Origin of the sequence: Vibrio sp. 1-Bac 57 (assembly GCF_037546855.1) — a bacterium.
In the GTDB taxonomy this organism is placed as follows: Bacteria; Pseudomonadota; Gammaproteobacteria; order Enterobacterales; family Psychromonadaceae; genus Psychromonas.
Genome location: NZ_JALAAC010000004.1, coordinates 26233 through 42672 on the forward strand (window position 1 = coordinate 26233; position 16440 = coordinate 42672).

At 38.1% G+C, this 16440-nt stretch carries 14 protein-coding genes; 7 read left to right on the forward strand and 7 right to left on the reverse strand.

What is annotated here, in order from left to right; all coding sequences use genetic code 11:
- Positions 1 to 138: 138 nt before the first annotated feature.
- Complete coding sequence (locus MT391_RS03690) at positions 139 to 1536, forward strand: MBL fold metallo-hydrolase RNA specificity domain-containing protein (RefSeq protein WP_499496964.1); 1398 nt, start codon at positions 139 to 141, stop codon at positions 1534 to 1536.
- A 380-nt stretch (positions 1537 to 1916) separates the two neighbouring features.
- The gene (locus tag MT391_RS03695) at positions 1917 to 3125 is read left to right on the forward strand and encodes an acetate kinase (RefSeq protein ID WP_499496965.1); all 1209 of its coding nucleotides are present in this window, start codon (positions 1917 to 1919) and stop codon (positions 3123 to 3125) included.
- Between the two features lie 245 nt (positions 3126 to 3370).
- Here MT391_RS03695 and MT391_RS03700 read toward each other — a convergent pair whose 3' ends face one another.
- Complete coding sequence (locus tag MT391_RS03700) at positions 3371 to 4639, reverse strand: hypothetical protein (protein ID WP_499496966.1); 1269 nt, start codon at positions 4637 to 4639, stop codon at positions 3371 to 3373.
- Positions 4640 to 5080: 441 nt separating this feature from the next.
- On the opposite strand from MT391_RS03700, the gene MT391_RS03705 reads away from it, so the two are divergent.
- From MT391_RS03705 to MT391_RS03715, 3 genes are all read left to right on the forward strand, one after another.
- On the forward strand, positions 5081 to 5800 hold the full coding sequence (locus MT391_RS03705) for a ZIP family metal transporter (RefSeq protein WP_499496967.1): 720 nt from the start codon (positions 5081 to 5083) through the stop codon (positions 5798 to 5800).
- Between the two features lie 166 nt (positions 5801 to 5966).
- Positions 5967 to 6239, forward strand: coding sequence for an acylphosphatase (locus MT391_RS03710; protein ID WP_166370368.1), 273 nt, complete (start codon positions 5967 to 5969; stop codon positions 6237 to 6239).
- A 31-nt stretch (positions 6240 to 6270) separates the two neighbouring features.
- The gene (locus MT391_RS03715; RefSeq protein WP_166370366.1) at positions 6271 to 6861 is read left to right on the forward strand and encodes a P-loop nucleotide/nucleoside kinase family protein; all 591 of its coding nucleotides are present in this window, start codon (positions 6271 to 6273) and stop codon (positions 6859 to 6861) included.
- Positions 6862 to 6904: 43 nt separating this feature from the next.
- Here MT391_RS03715 and MT391_RS03720 read toward each other — a convergent pair whose 3' ends face one another.
- Positions 6905 to 7819, reverse strand: coding sequence for a DMT family transporter (locus MT391_RS03720; RefSeq protein WP_499496968.1), 915 nt, complete (start codon positions 7817 to 7819; stop codon positions 6905 to 6907).
- Between the two features lie 231 nt (positions 7820 to 8050).
- On the opposite strand from MT391_RS03720, the gene MT391_RS03725 reads away from it, so the two are divergent.
- Positions 8051 to 8542 carry a MarR family winged helix-turn-helix transcriptional regulator gene (locus tag MT391_RS03725; protein ID WP_499496969.1) on the forward strand — a complete coding sequence of 164 codons (492 nt, stop codon included), beginning with the start codon at positions 8051 to 8053 and terminating at the stop codon, positions 8540 to 8542.
- Positions 8543 to 8768: 226 nt separating this feature from the next.
- Here MT391_RS03725 and MT391_RS03730 read toward each other — a convergent pair whose 3' ends face one another.
- From MT391_RS03730 to MT391_RS03745, 4 genes are all read right to left on the reverse strand, one after another.
- A complete protein-coding gene (locus tag MT391_RS03730; RefSeq protein WP_499440428.1) occupies positions 8769 to 10166 on the reverse strand; it encodes an APC family permease in 1398 nt (465 codons plus the stop codon).
- A 38-nt stretch (positions 10167 to 10204) separates the two neighbouring features.
- On the reverse strand, positions 10205 to 11497 hold the full coding sequence (locus tag MT391_RS03735) for an NAD(P)/FAD-dependent oxidoreductase (RefSeq protein WP_499496970.1): 1293 nt from the start codon (positions 11495 to 11497) through the stop codon (positions 10205 to 10207).
- A 35-nt stretch (positions 11498 to 11532) separates the two neighbouring features.
- Positions 11533 to 11955: a RidA family protein gene (locus MT391_RS03740; protein ID WP_299659409.1), complete on the reverse strand. Its 423-nt coding sequence runs from the start codon at positions 11953 to 11955 to the stop codon at positions 11533 to 11535.
- Between the two features lie 146 nt (positions 11956 to 12101).
- Positions 12102 to 13241: an ornithine cyclodeaminase family protein gene (locus tag MT391_RS03745; protein ID WP_499496971.1), complete on the reverse strand. Its 1140-nt coding sequence runs from the start codon at positions 13239 to 13241 to the stop codon at positions 12102 to 12104.
- Positions 13242 to 13551: 310 nt separating this feature from the next.
- On the opposite strand from MT391_RS03745, the gene MT391_RS03750 reads away from it, so the two are divergent.
- Positions 13552 to 14385 (forward strand): helix-turn-helix domain-containing protein, encoded by an 834-nt coding sequence (locus MT391_RS03750; RefSeq protein ID WP_299659415.1) that lies wholly within the window; start codon positions 13552 to 13554, stop codon positions 14383 to 14385.
- A gap of 303 nt (positions 14386 to 14688) precedes the next feature.
- On the opposite strand, the gene MT391_RS03755 is transcribed toward MT391_RS03750, so the two are convergent.
- Positions 14689 to 16359 carry an ABC transporter substrate-binding protein gene (locus tag MT391_RS03755; RefSeq protein ID WP_499497046.1) on the reverse strand — a complete coding sequence of 557 codons (1671 nt, stop codon included), beginning with the start codon at positions 16357 to 16359 and terminating at the stop codon, positions 14689 to 14691.
- Positions 16360 to 16440 lie beyond the last annotated feature (81 nt).

Here is a 16440-nt window from a genome sequence, read left to right on the forward strand (position 1 = left end):
TTATGCGCTATGGTCATTACTAGATATTACAAAAAACTATAGCTGTTAAAGCTAGTTAATGTGTTTAGCCGCTAAGTTATTGAGTCTCAAAAAAATTTGTAAAAAGTTCTGTAAACAAGTTCATAGAGGAGGTGTTTTATGGCTTTTATTCAATCATTTGGTGCAGCTGAAACAGTAACCGGTTCATGTCATCTCTTACAGCTTGAAAATGGCCCAAATATATTAATTGATTGTGGTTATTTTCAGGGTGAGGGTGAAGAAAAGACCTATGAACCTTTCGATTTTGATCCTAAAAACGTCAGTATTATCTTGGTCACGCATGCTCATTTAGACCATGTAGGCCGCATTCCTAAACTCGTTAAAGAAGGCTTTGATGGCAAGATTGTAGCTTCTCGTGCCACCATGGATTTAGCTGAAGTGGTGCTAATGGATAGCGCTAAAATTGCCGAAGAAGATTACAAATTGGCTTTTAAAAAAGCAAAACGGTCGGGTACTGAAAAAAAAATTCGTCCTCCTATCTATACTATTGATGATGCTAAAGCAGTATTTGATTTAACCATTCAATATGCACAACATGATAAAAGTATTCAGCTGACTCCTTATGTGAAGGTGACGTTTCGTCAGGCTGGACATATTCTTGGCTCAAGTACAGTGCAAGTTGATTTTGAAGAAGCAGGCACAACTAAGTCGGTGGTTTTTTCTGGAGACTTAGGCGGCCGTAAAGATTTAATTATGCCTGCGCCTAGTGTTATTAAACAAACCAATGCGTTATTTATTGAGTCAACTTATGGTGACCGTAATCATTGTGGTTTAAAAGAGACGGTAGACGAGTTCAAAGAGATTATAATTAATACCTTAAACAATAAAGGCAATGTTTTGATCCCGTCATTTGCTATTGAACGTTCGCAAGAAATTTTATTGTTATTAAAGCAAATGTATTACGACAAAGAGTTACCACAATGCCAAGTCTTTTTGGATTCTCCGATGGCGATGCGCGCCACGCAAATTTATACCGCTCATCACCATGAGTTGAATGAATCAGCCAAACAACTACTTGATCGTGATGGCAGTGTATTTGACTTCCCTTATTTACAATATGCTTTAAAAAGCAATGAATCGATACTCATTAACAAAATAGAAAGTGGTTGCATCATTATCGCAGGTAGTGGCATGTGCACGGGAGGACGGATATTACATCATTTAAAACATCGTTTATGGGATGAAACGAATAGTGTCATATTTGTTGGGTATCAAGTTCAGGGGACGTTGGGAAGGAAGTTAATAGACGGAGTGGATTCGATTCAGCTTTACCATGAAAATATTAAGGTAAATGCAAAAATACATAAAGTGAATGGTTTCTCTGCTCATGCCGACCAACATGACCTTTTAGGATGGATCTGTGAATTTGAAAAAATTGAACATGTTTTTTTAATACATGGTGAACCAGATAAACAAAGCATTTTTAAACAAGCAATAGAAGAACAACTAAATATACCAACACATATTGTGCGTTACGCAGAGAAAATTAACATTTGATTTCAAGCTTTGTTTTATTGATGGAGTTGTTTTATATCAATTATTTAGTTCTATTTTGGCAAGTTTGGTGCAGCTAAACGCTGCACCAGTTATTATTTTTTTATATTAATTTAATCTAATTTTATGTAAACCCTTCTTACGCCTCATTTTTATTGGATAACCTCTATAAATCGTTCTTTAAAAGAAGGAATATGCTTTAGAAACTATTTTTTGTGATCTATGTTCTTCACGTGTATGCTTCGCACCTCTGATTTGGTGATAGTAAAAACAAGGGCTCAGCCTGTTGTTATTATTTTATAATGCCAAAAAATACAACTTTTAAAGAGTTGAAATAACTTTTAGCTCTAACCCTTTATTTTTGTGATAAATAGGATATAAAAATGGACAGCAAGCTAATCCTTGTACTTAACTGTGGTAGTTCTTCTTTGAAATTTGCCATTATTGATGCCGTTACTGGTGATGAAAAACTTTCTGGTCTTTCTGAGTGCTTGCACTTAGATAATGCAAGTATTAAATGGAATTTAGAAGGTGTAAAAGGTAAAGCTGAATTAGGTACTGGTGCTGCCCATGATGAAGCATTAACTTTCATTGTTAATGAAATCCTTTCGTTAAACCCTGTATTAAAAGAAAACTTATATGCTATTGGCCATCGTATCGTACACGGTGGTGAGCAATTCACTGAATCTGCAGTTATCACTGACTCTGTTATCCAAGGTATTGAAGATTGTGTGTCATTAGCGCCTTTACATAATCCAGCTCATTTGATCGGTATTCGTGCAGCTCAACATGCACTGCCTTTATTAAAAAATGTGGTTGTGTTTGATACTGCTTTCCACCAAACAATGCCTGAAGAAGCTTATTTATATGCACTTCCGTACAAACTTTACCGTGATAATGGCGTTCGTCGTTACGGTATGCACGGTACTAGTCATTACTACATTACATTACAAGTTGCTGAAGTATTGAATAAACCTGTTAATGAGTTAAATATCATCAACTGTCACTTAGGTAACGGTGGTTCTGTTTGTGCTATTAAAAACGGTATTTCTGTCGATACGTCAATGGGTATGACGCCGTTGGAAGGCTTAGTAATGGGAACGCGTTGTGGTGATTTAGATCCTGCAATCATTTTCCACTTACATGACGAATTAGGTTACAGCATGGAAGAAATTCACACTATGCTAACAAAAGAGTCTGGTTTATTGGGATTAACTGAAAATACATCGGATTGCCGATTTGTTGAAGATAATTACCAAAAAGATAAAGCCGCAACTCGTGCTATGGATCTTTACTGCTACCGCTTAGCTAAATATATTGCAAGTTACACTGCTGCTTTAGATGGACGTTTAGATGCTGTTGTATTTACAGGCGGTATCGGTGAAAACTCTGCTCCAATTCGTCAATTAACATTAGCGCGTTTAGGTTTATTAGGCTTTAAAGTGAATGAACAAGAAAACCTAGCAAACCGTTTTGGTAAATCATCTAATAAAGGTATTATCAGCGAATCAGGTAGTACAGTCGCGATGGTTGTTCAAACTAATGAAGAATGGGTTATTGCAAAAGATACTTTACGTTTATTGACTGTTTAATAGATTAAATAGGCAAATGGTAATAGTTTAACGACTTAAATAACACTTTATTTATACCTATCAGTTAATTGCTGGTGGGTATTTTTTTGTCTTTTTTCTGTGGGTTGTAGTGACGCTATTGCTTATGAGGACAATGTGAGCTTTGAGTTTTTTAATGCTATTTATGTTCTATTGATGAAAGTTGGTGACTTTAAACGATTGCACTTTTGACTTGAACTCAAATGTGTTTAAAGCCACCAAAATCATTAGAATTGGTAAGTTAAGAAAAGGCGAGCATCCCAAGCTTGAGTGTCATCTGAACCTATTTTATCATCTAACCAAGCATAACCAAGTTTCACTGAAGTGCTGAAGTTTTTAGCTAGTTGACGACCGTAAATTACATTCAATTCTACTGCATCATAATTATCTGTATCGGCACTATTATCAACATCGGTAAAAGCGGCCATAGCCCATAACCAATCTTTTTTAGATAATGCACTGTAACCTTCAACAAAATAACCTGTTGTTCCTGCAAGGAAACCATAAGGGTTTGCCATTAATGGGAAAGTAGGCGTTAAGTTAGATTGGAAAAGATCTTGAAAAGTGTGTTCATTATCACCACCAGCGGATCCGGGTACTAACCAGATACCAGGGCGAATATAGGCGCCGTCTTTACCTTCAAAAATAACTGATGTTTCGATGAAGTCAGCAGAAAGGTCGCCATCATTACCGTAAGAACCATTACCTTTACCTACAGAATCTTGATGTGCCCAAACGTTACGCCATTTGATACCCTCAACAACTTCCCATTTAACATCTGCTAATACAGTATTAAAAATATCTTCAGATAGGTAATCTGACACATTGATATTTAGTTTATTAATGCCGGTGTAGGTGTAATCGACAAAGAAAGTACCTGCTGTGGAATAGTCTTTGCCAGCAACATCACTAACATCAGTAAATTCATAATTAAATGCAGCTGAATCTTCGTAGGTAAACGTTGACCATGAACTGTATTTATAAATCCAACCTGCAACTAGTTTAGTGTCTTTGATATCTTCACTTTCAAATACAATGCCTTCCATTGACTGTGATTTTTGACGTGGGGCAATATCTGGCATTAAGAGTGTATCAATAGCAAAACGACCCATTTTTACATTTGATTTAGCTAAGTCATATGCGCTCATATTCAAGTTAACAAATGCTTTATTAAGGGTATTGAAATCGTCATTGATTGGTACATTTGGGTTATGTTCCCATAATGTAAAAGAGCTAATCCATTGTGCACCTACTGTAAAACCTGCGTATTCAGGCGATAAATAATTTAATGTGAAAGCAAGTGTTGAAGTATCACCTCTTTCATCACCAGTGGCATATTTGTTTTTATCACGAGACATTGTTAAAGATTGAATTTGGCCAGAGAAGTTGCCAAAACCAGCATCATTGATGCCGTTCATAAAATTATTAGTTGTTTCTTCTGCAGCAACAGACATTGTGGTCGTTAGAAGTGTTACAGAGAGTAATGCTTTTTTCATTTAAAAATCCATAATAGGGGGCGTTATAACAGCCTTAATTATATCACCGATAAAATGTAATGATATAAATGCACCAATGTTCGAACTTAGTTGAAGATTAATTGTCCGCTTGTGTTTGCTTTTTAAGCAGAACCAATTGGGGTGAATAGATTCAACTAATAAATGCATGATTAATCTGTTGTTATTGCCGTCACGATGATAAGTGGATTGAATATCTGCCCAAGGTAAATTAAGGTGGGTATATCAATCATACTAATTCATCTCACTAGTTAATCGCTCTATTTTTTTTGTTAAAATAATCTATTGCTTGGTTTTGAATTTCGTAAAAGGGAACGACCATTTAGATTAAATTACATTGTAAACTAAGGCATATTTTCACGTGAAATTTAGTTATCTTACTTAATATCATTGCTATTACTTAACCTATATCGAGGGGAAAAGATGGATCTGTTGCTGGTTGTTATCATTTCTACATTACTCGCTGGCTTGGCGATGGCAATTGGTGCTGTTATTGCCTACTTAGAAAACATAAAAAACCAATGGATTGAAGAAGAGTTCAGACATAGTGTGATGGCCTTTGGAGGCGGGGCACTATTATCTGCTGTTGCGTTAGTATTAGTTCCAGAGGGCATCGCTAATTTTAGCCCAATAGCGGCCTGTATTTGGTTTATTATCGGTGGCCTTAGTTTTATGGTGTTGGATATTTACCTTAAGAAAATTAATACACCAGCCAGTCAACTTGCTGCCATGCTATCGGATTTTATTCCCGAGTCGATTGCGCTTGGTGCTGCTTTTGCGATAGGCAATAGTAATGCCTATTTATTAGCTGCATTGATTGCCTTACAGAACTTACCTGAAGGTTTTAGTGCCTATCGAGAGTTAAATTCAAGTGCCGACTATAAGCCCAAAAAAATCATTCTAATGTTTTGTTTAATGGCGATGCTTGGGCCCGTTGCAGGCGTTTCAGGGTATCTTTGGTTATCTGAGTATCCAAAGGCTATTTCTGCCATTATGTTATTTGCTTCCGGCGGTATTTTGTACTCTATATTTCAAGATCTTGCACCACAAGTTAAATTAGAAAAACATTGGGCTCCACCGATTGGCGCCGTATTAGGCTTTGTATTGGGTATGTTTGGGTTAATGGTGACTTCTGGCAATTGATGAAGGTTCGATATGATGGTGTTTTTAAAGTTGTTGACCTGTAACATTATGATATATAAACACTGATTGGATGTTATTAAAACAAATGTGCGTTGTGGCTAAGTTTATCTTACCGAAGATGTTTATGCTTATATATAAATAAGTGTTGGTTATAGGGGGAATTAGAATGGATAAAATTGGATGCAAAGTGATTGTTTCTGGGATTGTACAGGGGGTTGGTTTTCGTTATTTTACTAGCATGGAAGCCCGCCTTTATAATCTAATGGGGCATGCAAAAAATTTACCCAATGGTGACGTTGAAGTGTTGATGTATGGTCCTCCTGAAAAAATAGATAAAATGTTGGAATGGCTTAAAACTGGTCCTAAAACAGCGCGAGTGAGTGGTACTGTGGTGAGTGATGTACCTTATCAGAAAACGACCAATTTTCTCGCTTGTTAACGGCTATATCCTCTACGCAAAAGGAAGTAAAATGAAAAGATTGATTCTTGTCACTTCACCACCAGCGAGTGGCAAAACATATATCTCTAAACAGTTAGCAAAAGCGTTAAAACATGTGGTGTATTTAGACAAAGATACGCTGATAGTGTTGTCACATCAGATTTTTAAAGTCGCAAATGCAGAAGTTAATCGAAGCTCGGAATTTTTTGAACAGCATATTCGTAATTTTGAATATGACGCTATATTAGCCTTGGCGATGGAGGCGTTAGAGTATGACGATATTGTGTTAATTAATGCGCCATTTACGCGAGAAATAAGAGATACCACTTTTGTAGATAATTTAAAAAATAAGCTTGCTGAAAAAAATGCACGCTTGACTGTGGTTTGGGTGATCACCGATGTTGATGTCGTAAAGAACCGTATGATTGAAAGGAACTCACCAAGAGATACTTGGAAATTACAAAACTGGGATGAATATATTAAAGATGTAGATTTCTCAATTCCAATGAGTATCGATAATCCTGATGTTATCGATGACTTATTATTATTTCGAAATTCAAATGATCAGCAGTACCAAGCTTCTTTACAGGAAATATTATCTGTTTTAGAAGCAACATCATAACTAAGTAAACCTTATGTACTGCATAAGGTTTACCTTTTCTTATCTATTTTACCGTTGATAATGTTGACACTTGCGCACTATTAAGTGTTTTTCTTTGTCTGTAATTCGCAAATAAAGGAGATAATAAAGAGGTCAGAATAATGGCCGCCATCAGAGAGTACTGGTGTAAGTTAAAAGACTCTCCCATTAATAGTAAACCCATTAAAATCCCCGCAATCGGGTTACTCACGCCAGCAAAAGTAAATTCAACCACTGTCATACGACTTAATAACCAAACATATAACCCATAAGCTAAAGCTGTATTCAACAATATTAACCATGATAAACCTAGGATATTGAGGCTGTTGATATTGCTAATCGCATTAATATACTGCGCCGGATAAACCGTTGCTTGAAGCGCTGCTAATATGGCAAGTAAACTACCACCTAGAATCAGCTGCCAAGATAATACTGTCCACCAATGGATCCGATTACTTAAAGACTGGATTAAATTGCTTCCAATCACAATACACCCAATAGCGGTTAACATGGCGACTAAGCCGACGCTATTTAACTGTAGTTTTTGCGGGTCAAATAGCTGCCAAGCTAATATTACCAATAATGCGCCTGACATGAGTTGTAATTTAGCGGGTTTCTTTTTATTAACAAGCCAATGAAAACACATGGCAAACACTGGTACATAAACCATACCCATTGCCGAGATAGCAGACGGCAAGGTCTGTGCCATGATAAAGAGTAGCCCAAAAAATAATGCAATATTAATCGCGCCTAAACGTAACAAAACCACCCAGTCTTTGCCCTTAGGCAAACTAGGTTTAATAAGCAATAAAAGTAAGCCTGCTGGTAAAGCACGTATTGCACCTAGTAATAAAGGAGGCCAGCCTTCAAGGCTATATTGTGTCACAGCGTAGGTTGTACCCCAAAAAAAGGCGGCAGCCATCGCTAAAATTATATTCATGTTTGTATCTCTTTATCTTTTAAGCTAATTGCAATAAGTAGTCGTTTAAATATGTTTTGAGTAAAGTATCTTTACGTAAAGGGAAAAGGATTTTGCACTTGTTTTTACTTCTTGTAAAGTATCTTTGCATTAAGGTATATTTAAATCGAAAATTAATTATTAAAGCACAAATAAACCCACCCTAATTAAATGATGCTACTGCGTTTAAAAAGAGTAATAAAGAGGCTTATCTTGGATAAATTAGACCTTGTGGTTGAACAATGGAAAAATGAAAAACCACATTTAGATACCACGTCAATGTCATTAATTGGGCGTTTATTACGTATCAGTAAGCATATTGAAACACGCATCACGCAATGCCATAAAAGCTTCGCATTAACCTTAGGTGAGTTTGATGTATTAGCTGCATTAAGGCGCTCTGCAAATAACTCTTGTTTAACTCCCTCTGAGTTAAGTAGTGCATTGTTATTAACATCGGGCGCGATGACAAATCGCTTAGATAAACTTGCAGAAAAAGGGTTGATCAATCGTTGTCATAGCGAGGAGGATAGACGCAGCGTGACTGTCGCCCTTACAGATAACGGTAGGGAGTTGATTGATCGAGCCATTGAAGTTCATGTGACGGTATTGGATGAACTAACGTCGACATTGGGTGTTGAAGACAAACACTTGCTTAATGGTGGTTTAAATAAATGGTTGACCCATTTTGAAACGCAATTGTAGATGGCGAAAACATGCAGATAATTGGTATTAAGTTAAGACATCACTATTTTAACTAAGAGGTCTGTAGATAACGATTCAAGTTGAAGTGATTGCTGATCAGCAACTAGGTTGAGTGATTATTATGAGCATTACAATTGGTGAAGCAATGTTAATAGTAGTAAAACAATGCCAACATTATGATCACAGGTTGGCATTGTTAAGTCTTGTTTTTTTATGGTTTATCTGGTTAGTCCATATCAGGCTCAAATAAATTTCGCTTCATATAAAACTTCACCCATAACGCACCAATAATACTTAAGACAACTAATATTCCACCAGTGATACTGTACACAAGTTGTGTCATTTCAGGGCTTGGCGAGTTGTTTAAAGCAACATATAACATTGCGATTAAACCTAATATTTGTGGCACAGGAAAGAAAGGTGTGCGGTATGGTCGAGGGTGATTTGGCATGCGTTTACGTAATACCATTACATTGATATGTGCTACGCTATAAGCTAATAAAAAACTGGTTGTTGCAGCAATAATTAACACTATTAAAGAATCAATACCTAATGATAAGAAAGGGATTGTCGTTAATACAGCAATCATCAGAATACCTACCCAAGGTGCGTTGTGCTTATTGGTTGCTTTAAGTTGAGGGAAAGCTTGTTTCTGCTCTGCCATGCCTTGTAACATTCTTGGTACTGCCGCTAATATCGTATTCATCGTACTGCAAGTTGCAGCTAAGGCCATAATAGTCGCAATGACTAAACCACTTTTGCCAAATACCGCATTTGCATAATCTAAAAATGGAAGTGGTGAACTCACTAAACTTTCAACATTTAAAAATAAACTTGCACCATATATAAACGCTAAGAAAATACAAAAAATCATAAATAATGACAGATGCATTGCTCGTGGAATGTTTTTATGAGGATTCTTAACTTCATTGATCATTGGGCAGATATATTCAACACCAACCATTGTCCATAATGCCAAGCCAACTAAACCGATAAAGCTACCATCCATTATACCTGCAAAACCCCAATCAACAGGGGTACCAACTAACTCAGGATGAGGTTGACTCGCACCAGTAATAGCCACAAACCCAGTCAGTACTAATGCACTCACTAATACAAATGCTAAGAAGTTCTGCGCTTTAGCAAAAACATCTGTCCCAATCAGGTTAGTGATAGTGAAAATAACTAAAATAATCATTGGTACTACTTTTTCAGGTAATGCTCCAGGTAGTAACTCTCCTAACATAGCATCAACTAAAAACATCTCAACGGGTAAGGCTAAGACTGCTACAACAACATAGCCAGCAAACACAGCCACGATAGCAGGAAAGTGACCAATAGCTTTTTGTGTATAGGTCGCTAAAGTCCCAGCCTGAGGAAACATCAACGATAATTCAGAGAAACTCATCGCATTAAATTGCGCTAAAATAAGTGCAACAACCATGGCGGCAACAAACCCCATTCCACCAATGCCTAAGCCTTGAAGTGCGGAGATCATAGCGCCTTGAACAATAACTAAGCCTATGCATATGGCCATCATTGTTGGCAACCCTAATTTCTTCATCTTATTAGTGGCCGGTTTCGCAGCCATATTAACGTTATCTGAATCTGTTATAGCTATCATGTTTCTGTTCCTCTTTTGAGTAAAACGTTTTTATGATGTTAAAGTCGGTCGAAGCGATAAGGGCTTGGATCGACAAGTGGAGGGGTATTACAAACAATATCTGCCGCTAACTGACCAGCTGCGGGCCCAGTACCAAAACCATGTCCTGAAAACCCTGTTGCAATAGTTAAACCAGGAATAGCTTTGATACGGTCAATAACTGGATTTGAATCGGGTGTGACATCGATAATGCCAGCCCACTCTTCTTCTATTTCTGCTTTATTAAAAATTGGCCAGGCAGCACTTAAATTAGAAAGCGCTTCTTGATTGATAGCTGATGAAGGCTCAGGATCATTGGTGCGTACTTCTTCAAAAGGAGAGCGTCTATCGCTTTTCCAACGACGGCCTAATGAAAGATCTTTAAAGAATTCTCGACCTATAGCTGGTCGTAAGAAACGATGTTGAGTACGAAGTTGTTCGAAATAACGCCAACCAATTAAAAGATGATCCAACGTCAGTGGCGCATCTAATGCTGAACGTTGTGTGATAATAAAACCGCCATCTTGATGTTTTCTGAAAGAAAAATCAGGTCCACCCACAGCAATATCAGTTGGCCCTTCCATCGGTTTAGTACGAAGAACAGAACATTTAAGTGGCAGTGTCGGTAATGAAACACCCAAGTTACTTAAAAAACGTCTCGACCAAGCACCACCTGCCAGTAACACTTGATCACAACGTATCTCGCCTTGCTCAGTCACCACGCCACACACCTTTCCACCGGATGTTGACAGAGTACGTACAGCGCAATTTTGTAACATGATTGCGCCTTTCTCTATGGCTGCTTTAGCAATATTCGTTGCTGCAATAGACGGTTCAGCTCGACCATCGGAAGGGGTATAAATCCCGCCTTTCCAATCGCCTTTACCGCCAGGTGCCGTTTGATCAATTTCTTGAGTGCTCATCATTTTTGAATCTAAATCAAGCCCACGCACTGATTTCAACCATCCTTCATGCATGGCGACTTGCTCTTCTGTTTTGGCTAAAAAGATAATACCAGCCTGTTTGTAACCAACGCTTTGGCCAATACGGTCTGGCATTTCAGCCCACAGGCGATCGGCAGCCATTGCGAGTGGAACATCTTCAGCATGCCGACTTGTTTTGCGGATCCAACCTAAATTACGTGAAGACTGCTCTCCAGCAATATGACCTTTTTCTAGTAGCACAACTTTAATATTACGTTCAGCTAATGTCAGTGCAGCTGTTACGCCTATAATGCCACCACCAATAATGACAACCGTTGTTTCTTCAGGAAGTTGGTCAGTTGTATTGACTGCATCAAGTGTTTTTGTCATGAGTTTGTTCCTTGCTCGTTGTAAGCATTTCTATTTTAAATAGTGATTTCTTGAATATCTGCTGTTGCTGCTCCGCGATAAGCAGTCACTTCTAATTCCATTTTGTAGACGGTTGAACCTAATGGGGGACAAGTGACTGTCGTAGCAGGATTAATGCCTTTAAATTTTTCACCTATTAATTGCATAACAGCATGAACGTCTTCAGGATCTTGAATAAATACACGAGAAAAAACCACATCAGCTAAACTTGAATCAACTGCAGCTAACGCAGCTTCAATATTGCTAAAGACTTGTTCTGTTTGTTCTAAAACATCTTCAGGTATCACTTTGGTTTCAGGATTTCGTCCTGCTGTATTTGAAACGTAAATCCAGTTATCAACAGCAACTAAACGAGAATAACTGCCTATCTCTTCAAATTTTGAACCTGTTTTTACTTTTACTATTTGAGTTTTTGTCATGTGGATTTTCCGTATTAAAGTTTTTTATTAAAGTTTTTTATTAAAGTTTTTTATTAAAGTTCTGTATTAAAATGTCGTATTAAAGCAAAGTCTGCGTGAATGACCTTGATCGGTATTCACGCCTTTATAATCGCTATTGATAGCGACTAGCTAAGCTCAGGCGTTTCCCAAAGATTGAGTTTTACGCCAATATCCTGTTTTACTGCGTTATGATAGATTTTGGTTGCCCAAGCGACATCTTCAGTAGGTAAACCTCCTACCGATAACACAATAATTTCTTGATCATTTTTACGACCAGGAGTAGTGCCAGTAACGATAGAGCCTAGATCTTCAAGTTGATCTTTGGTCATTAAACCTTCGTCTATCATGTCCATGAAACGACATCCAATAATTGGAATGTACATGTGGGCAGGTTTTGGTACTTCTTCATGCCAAGCTTCATAAAGACCAATGTTATCCATCACTTTTCGAACATCATTCTCTTCTAAGTCTTGATCTAATCGGCAGTAAGCAGGCATAGAAATGAAAGCACCTGGTTTGACCCACTCTCGTTTTATTTCTGGATATGAAGAGATATCGCCGGTCTCTCCTGAATTACAGTAAGTCACGATATCTGCATCTCGTACAACGTCTTCAAGGGTATCGACAACTTGTACATTAGTAATTTGAGGGAAGCTCTCTTTAACCCAACTAAGAAAACTATCGAGACTTTTTTGACCTCGACCTTTAATTTTAAGCGTGTCAATTTGTGGGCATACAGCCATGAAGGCAGCAATTGATGTTTTACCCATAACGCCAGGCCCTAACAGACCGACCACTTTTGAATCTTTACGTGCTAAATGACGCGCACCGACACCGGGTACAGCACCGGTTCGGTAAGCTGAAAGCAGGTTTGCCGACATGTGTGCTAACGGAGCACCCGTGTCAGTATCGTTAAGTGTGAACATTAAGATTGAACGTGGCAGTCCTTTTTCACGGTTAGCAATGTTAGAGCCGTACCATTTCACACCACAGGTTTGGAAATCACCACCAAGGTAGGCCGGCATTGCCATTAAACGACGGTCTGGAGTGTGACGAGGCATTGTCGCTATTTCTGGATTTTCAGGGAAAGTTACCATCGCGCCATGAGAATCGTTATTGGCGCCTGCCATACGATAATCACCTTTGTAAAGTAATGCGAACATCTCTTCCATCGCATCAACACAACCTGGCATATCTTTAACGCCCGCGTTGATCATGTCTGGTTCTGAAAGATATATAAAATCGATTTGAGTATTGTCTGACATAACATCACCTTAATTTTTTGAAATAGGATTACTTACAACATTTTATTTTTATGTCTGCTCCATTACTTTAATGACATCCAATGACATGTTTCTGTTATTGGATTAGCACTGTTCAGCAGCAAGTGATATTTATCCTAGACCTCTAAAATTTTTCCGTATTGAACTTTTACGACACAGTTTTTTATGGTGTGAATAATTGTTTTTATAGAGTAAATAATTACAGAGATATTAATAAGCATTAAATTTATTGGCATTAGGTTTGCAAACAGGAAGGTATCTCTTAGGCATTTTTTATAAATGGAATTTATACATGTCAACCAATTCGCTTGTTAGTCACCTCGCTCGAATTCGCTCTAAGCAACCTTGGTTAGTGATGAATGCGGCGGAGAAATTTTCGGTATCTGGGTCAAATCATCAATCCATTTCTCATTTTTATAGTTTTCAGCCGAAAGCATCTGTAGAGCAGACTTTTGCGATTCCAGATGGTTGTGTCGATATACTCTTTGATTGTGATGCCAGTAACCCTAATGCAGCGGTTTTTGGTACACCGATGGAAGCACTTACCATTGAATTAAATAAGAACCACCGATACTTTGGCGCTCGATTCGTATCTGGCGTGATGCCCGATTTTATAGATTTATCTGCCGCCGAATTAATAGGACGTAATTACGATCTTTTAGATGTTGTTCCTCAAGCAAATCAACTACTTGATGGAATAGTTAATAGTACCGATTTCTCTCAACAAGTCGCTGTTTTTGGACGATTTATTGAAACACAAAATGAACGCAAACCGTCAATGTTAACTGCGCAAGTCTTACGCAATATTTATGACAGTGAGGGAACGGTTCGTATTAATGAATTAGAAGAAAAAACGGGATACAGTGCACGTACTTTACAGCGACAATTTGGGGCTGATATGGGCATGTCTCCCAAAGCTTTTTGCCGTATTATTCGTTGTCAGTCTGCTGTTTATGGGCTTAATCATCGTGAAGAAGTCACTTTTTCTGACTTAGCTTGTGATTTAGGGTTTAGCGACCAATCACATTTTTTAAGAGAGTTTAAAAAGCTGGTTCATACCACGCCACTGGATTATTTAACTCGAGTGAAACATCAAAATTACTTAGAAAGCATCCAATATTTATGAGCAATAAGGGTGCATAGAGAGCATTTTTTGCACTATGGTTGTGCTCTGTATCAGCTTCATCTTTGTATCCCTTTCAATATTTACAAGATAATATACGTATTAAAAATTAACTATACTCATCGAAAAATTTTAGATGATTTAACTTAGGTGAAGAAATCGCATCGAAGTAGCTAAATTGATGGATAAAAACCGCTCTCTAGGAGCGGTTTTTGTTGTAATGCGATGCTTTTATTGGGCTACCTTCCATAAGCCAGATTAGCTTAAATTACCCGATAATAGCGTTAGCACTTGCTTCTTTTTGATTTAACCTGCAATCAAATCTTTATAAGCAATCGTTTTACCTTGTGGTTTTTCATTAGGTAATTTCGCTTTAGGTGATCCTGGTTGGTCTAACCAGTAAGACGCATCTTTTTCTGGATTTAGTACCGGTCCACATTCACCTTGTGCTTTACTTCGCTCTAGACGTGCCATTACTTTATCTTGCGCTTTAGCTAAACCATCCATTGCTTCTTGTGCTGTTTTTTCACCGCTTGCAGCTTCTGCAACATATTGCCACCATAACTGTGCAAGTTTAGGATAATCCGGCACGTTAGTGCCCGTTGGTGTCCATTGTAAACGTGCTTGGCTACGATAGAACTCAACTAAACCACCCAGTTTAGGTGCTGCATCTGTCATTGCTTGTGAATTAATATCTGATTCACGAATTGGTGTTAACCCAACTAATGTTTTCTTCAGTGACACTGTTTTAGAGGTCACAAATTGAGCATATAACCAAGCTGCTTTTCTTCTATCAACAGGTGTTGAATTTAAGAATGTCCATGCACCGGCATCTTGATAACCTAGTTTCATGCCTTCTTCCCAGTACGGACCACGTGGAGAAGGGGCCATACGCCATTTAGGTGTGCCATCTTCATTTACCACTGGTAAACCGGGCTTCACCATGTCAGCCGTAAAGGCGGTATACCAGAATATTTGTTGTGCAATACTACCCTGTGCAGGTACTGGACCTGATTCACCAAAGGTCATACCAGCAGCTTCAGGCGGCGCGTATTTTTTCAACCATTCTACGTATTTTGTGGTTGCATAAACGGCCGCAGGACCATTGGTTGCACCACCACGAGAGACGCTTGAGCCTACAGGGTTACAGCCCTCTACACGAATACCCCATTCATCCACGGGAAGACCATTTGGTAGACCTTTATCACCAGCGCCTGCCATAGATAACCATGAGTCAGTGAAACGCCAGCCTAACGAAGGATCTTTTTTACCGTAATCCATATGCCCATAAATACGTTTTCCGTCAATCTCTTTGACTTTTTCAGAGAAAAACTCAGCAATATCTTCATAGGCAGACCAGTTTAATGGCACTCCTAATTCGTAACCATATTCACTTTTAAAGCGTTTTTTAAGATCAGGGCGTTCGAACCAATCGGCACGGAACCAATACAGGTTAGCAAACTGTTGAGTGGGTAGTTGATAGATTTTTCCATCGGGCCCAGATGTAAAACTTAAACCAATGAAATCTTCTATATCTAAAGTTGGAGAGGTAACAGCCTTGCCTTCTCCCTTCATAAAGTCACTAATAGGTACTACTTTGCCATAGCGGAAGTGTGTTCCTATTAAGTCAGAATCGTTCACATAAGCATCATAGATATTACGCCCTGATTGCATTTGGGTTTGTAGTTTTTCAACTACATCGCCTTCTTGAATTAAATCATGGTTTACTTTGATACCAGTAATTTCATAAAACGCTTTGGCTAGCTTTTTAGATTCATATTCATGAGTGGTTAGTGTTTCAGAAGCAACATTAATTTCCATGCCACGGAAAGGTTTGGCGGCTTCAGTAAACCAGCTCATCTCTTCCATTTGTTGTTTGTTAGTTAATGTTGATGGTGTAAATTCTGAGCCGATCCAATCACTTGCTGAGTCACTGTATTGATCTGCTAATGCTAAGCTACTGCATCCTGCTATCATTATAGCAACGCTTAAGCGGCCAAGTTTAAATACTGATTTCTTTTTATCAAACATTCTCTGAGTCCTTTTATTAATTAAAGT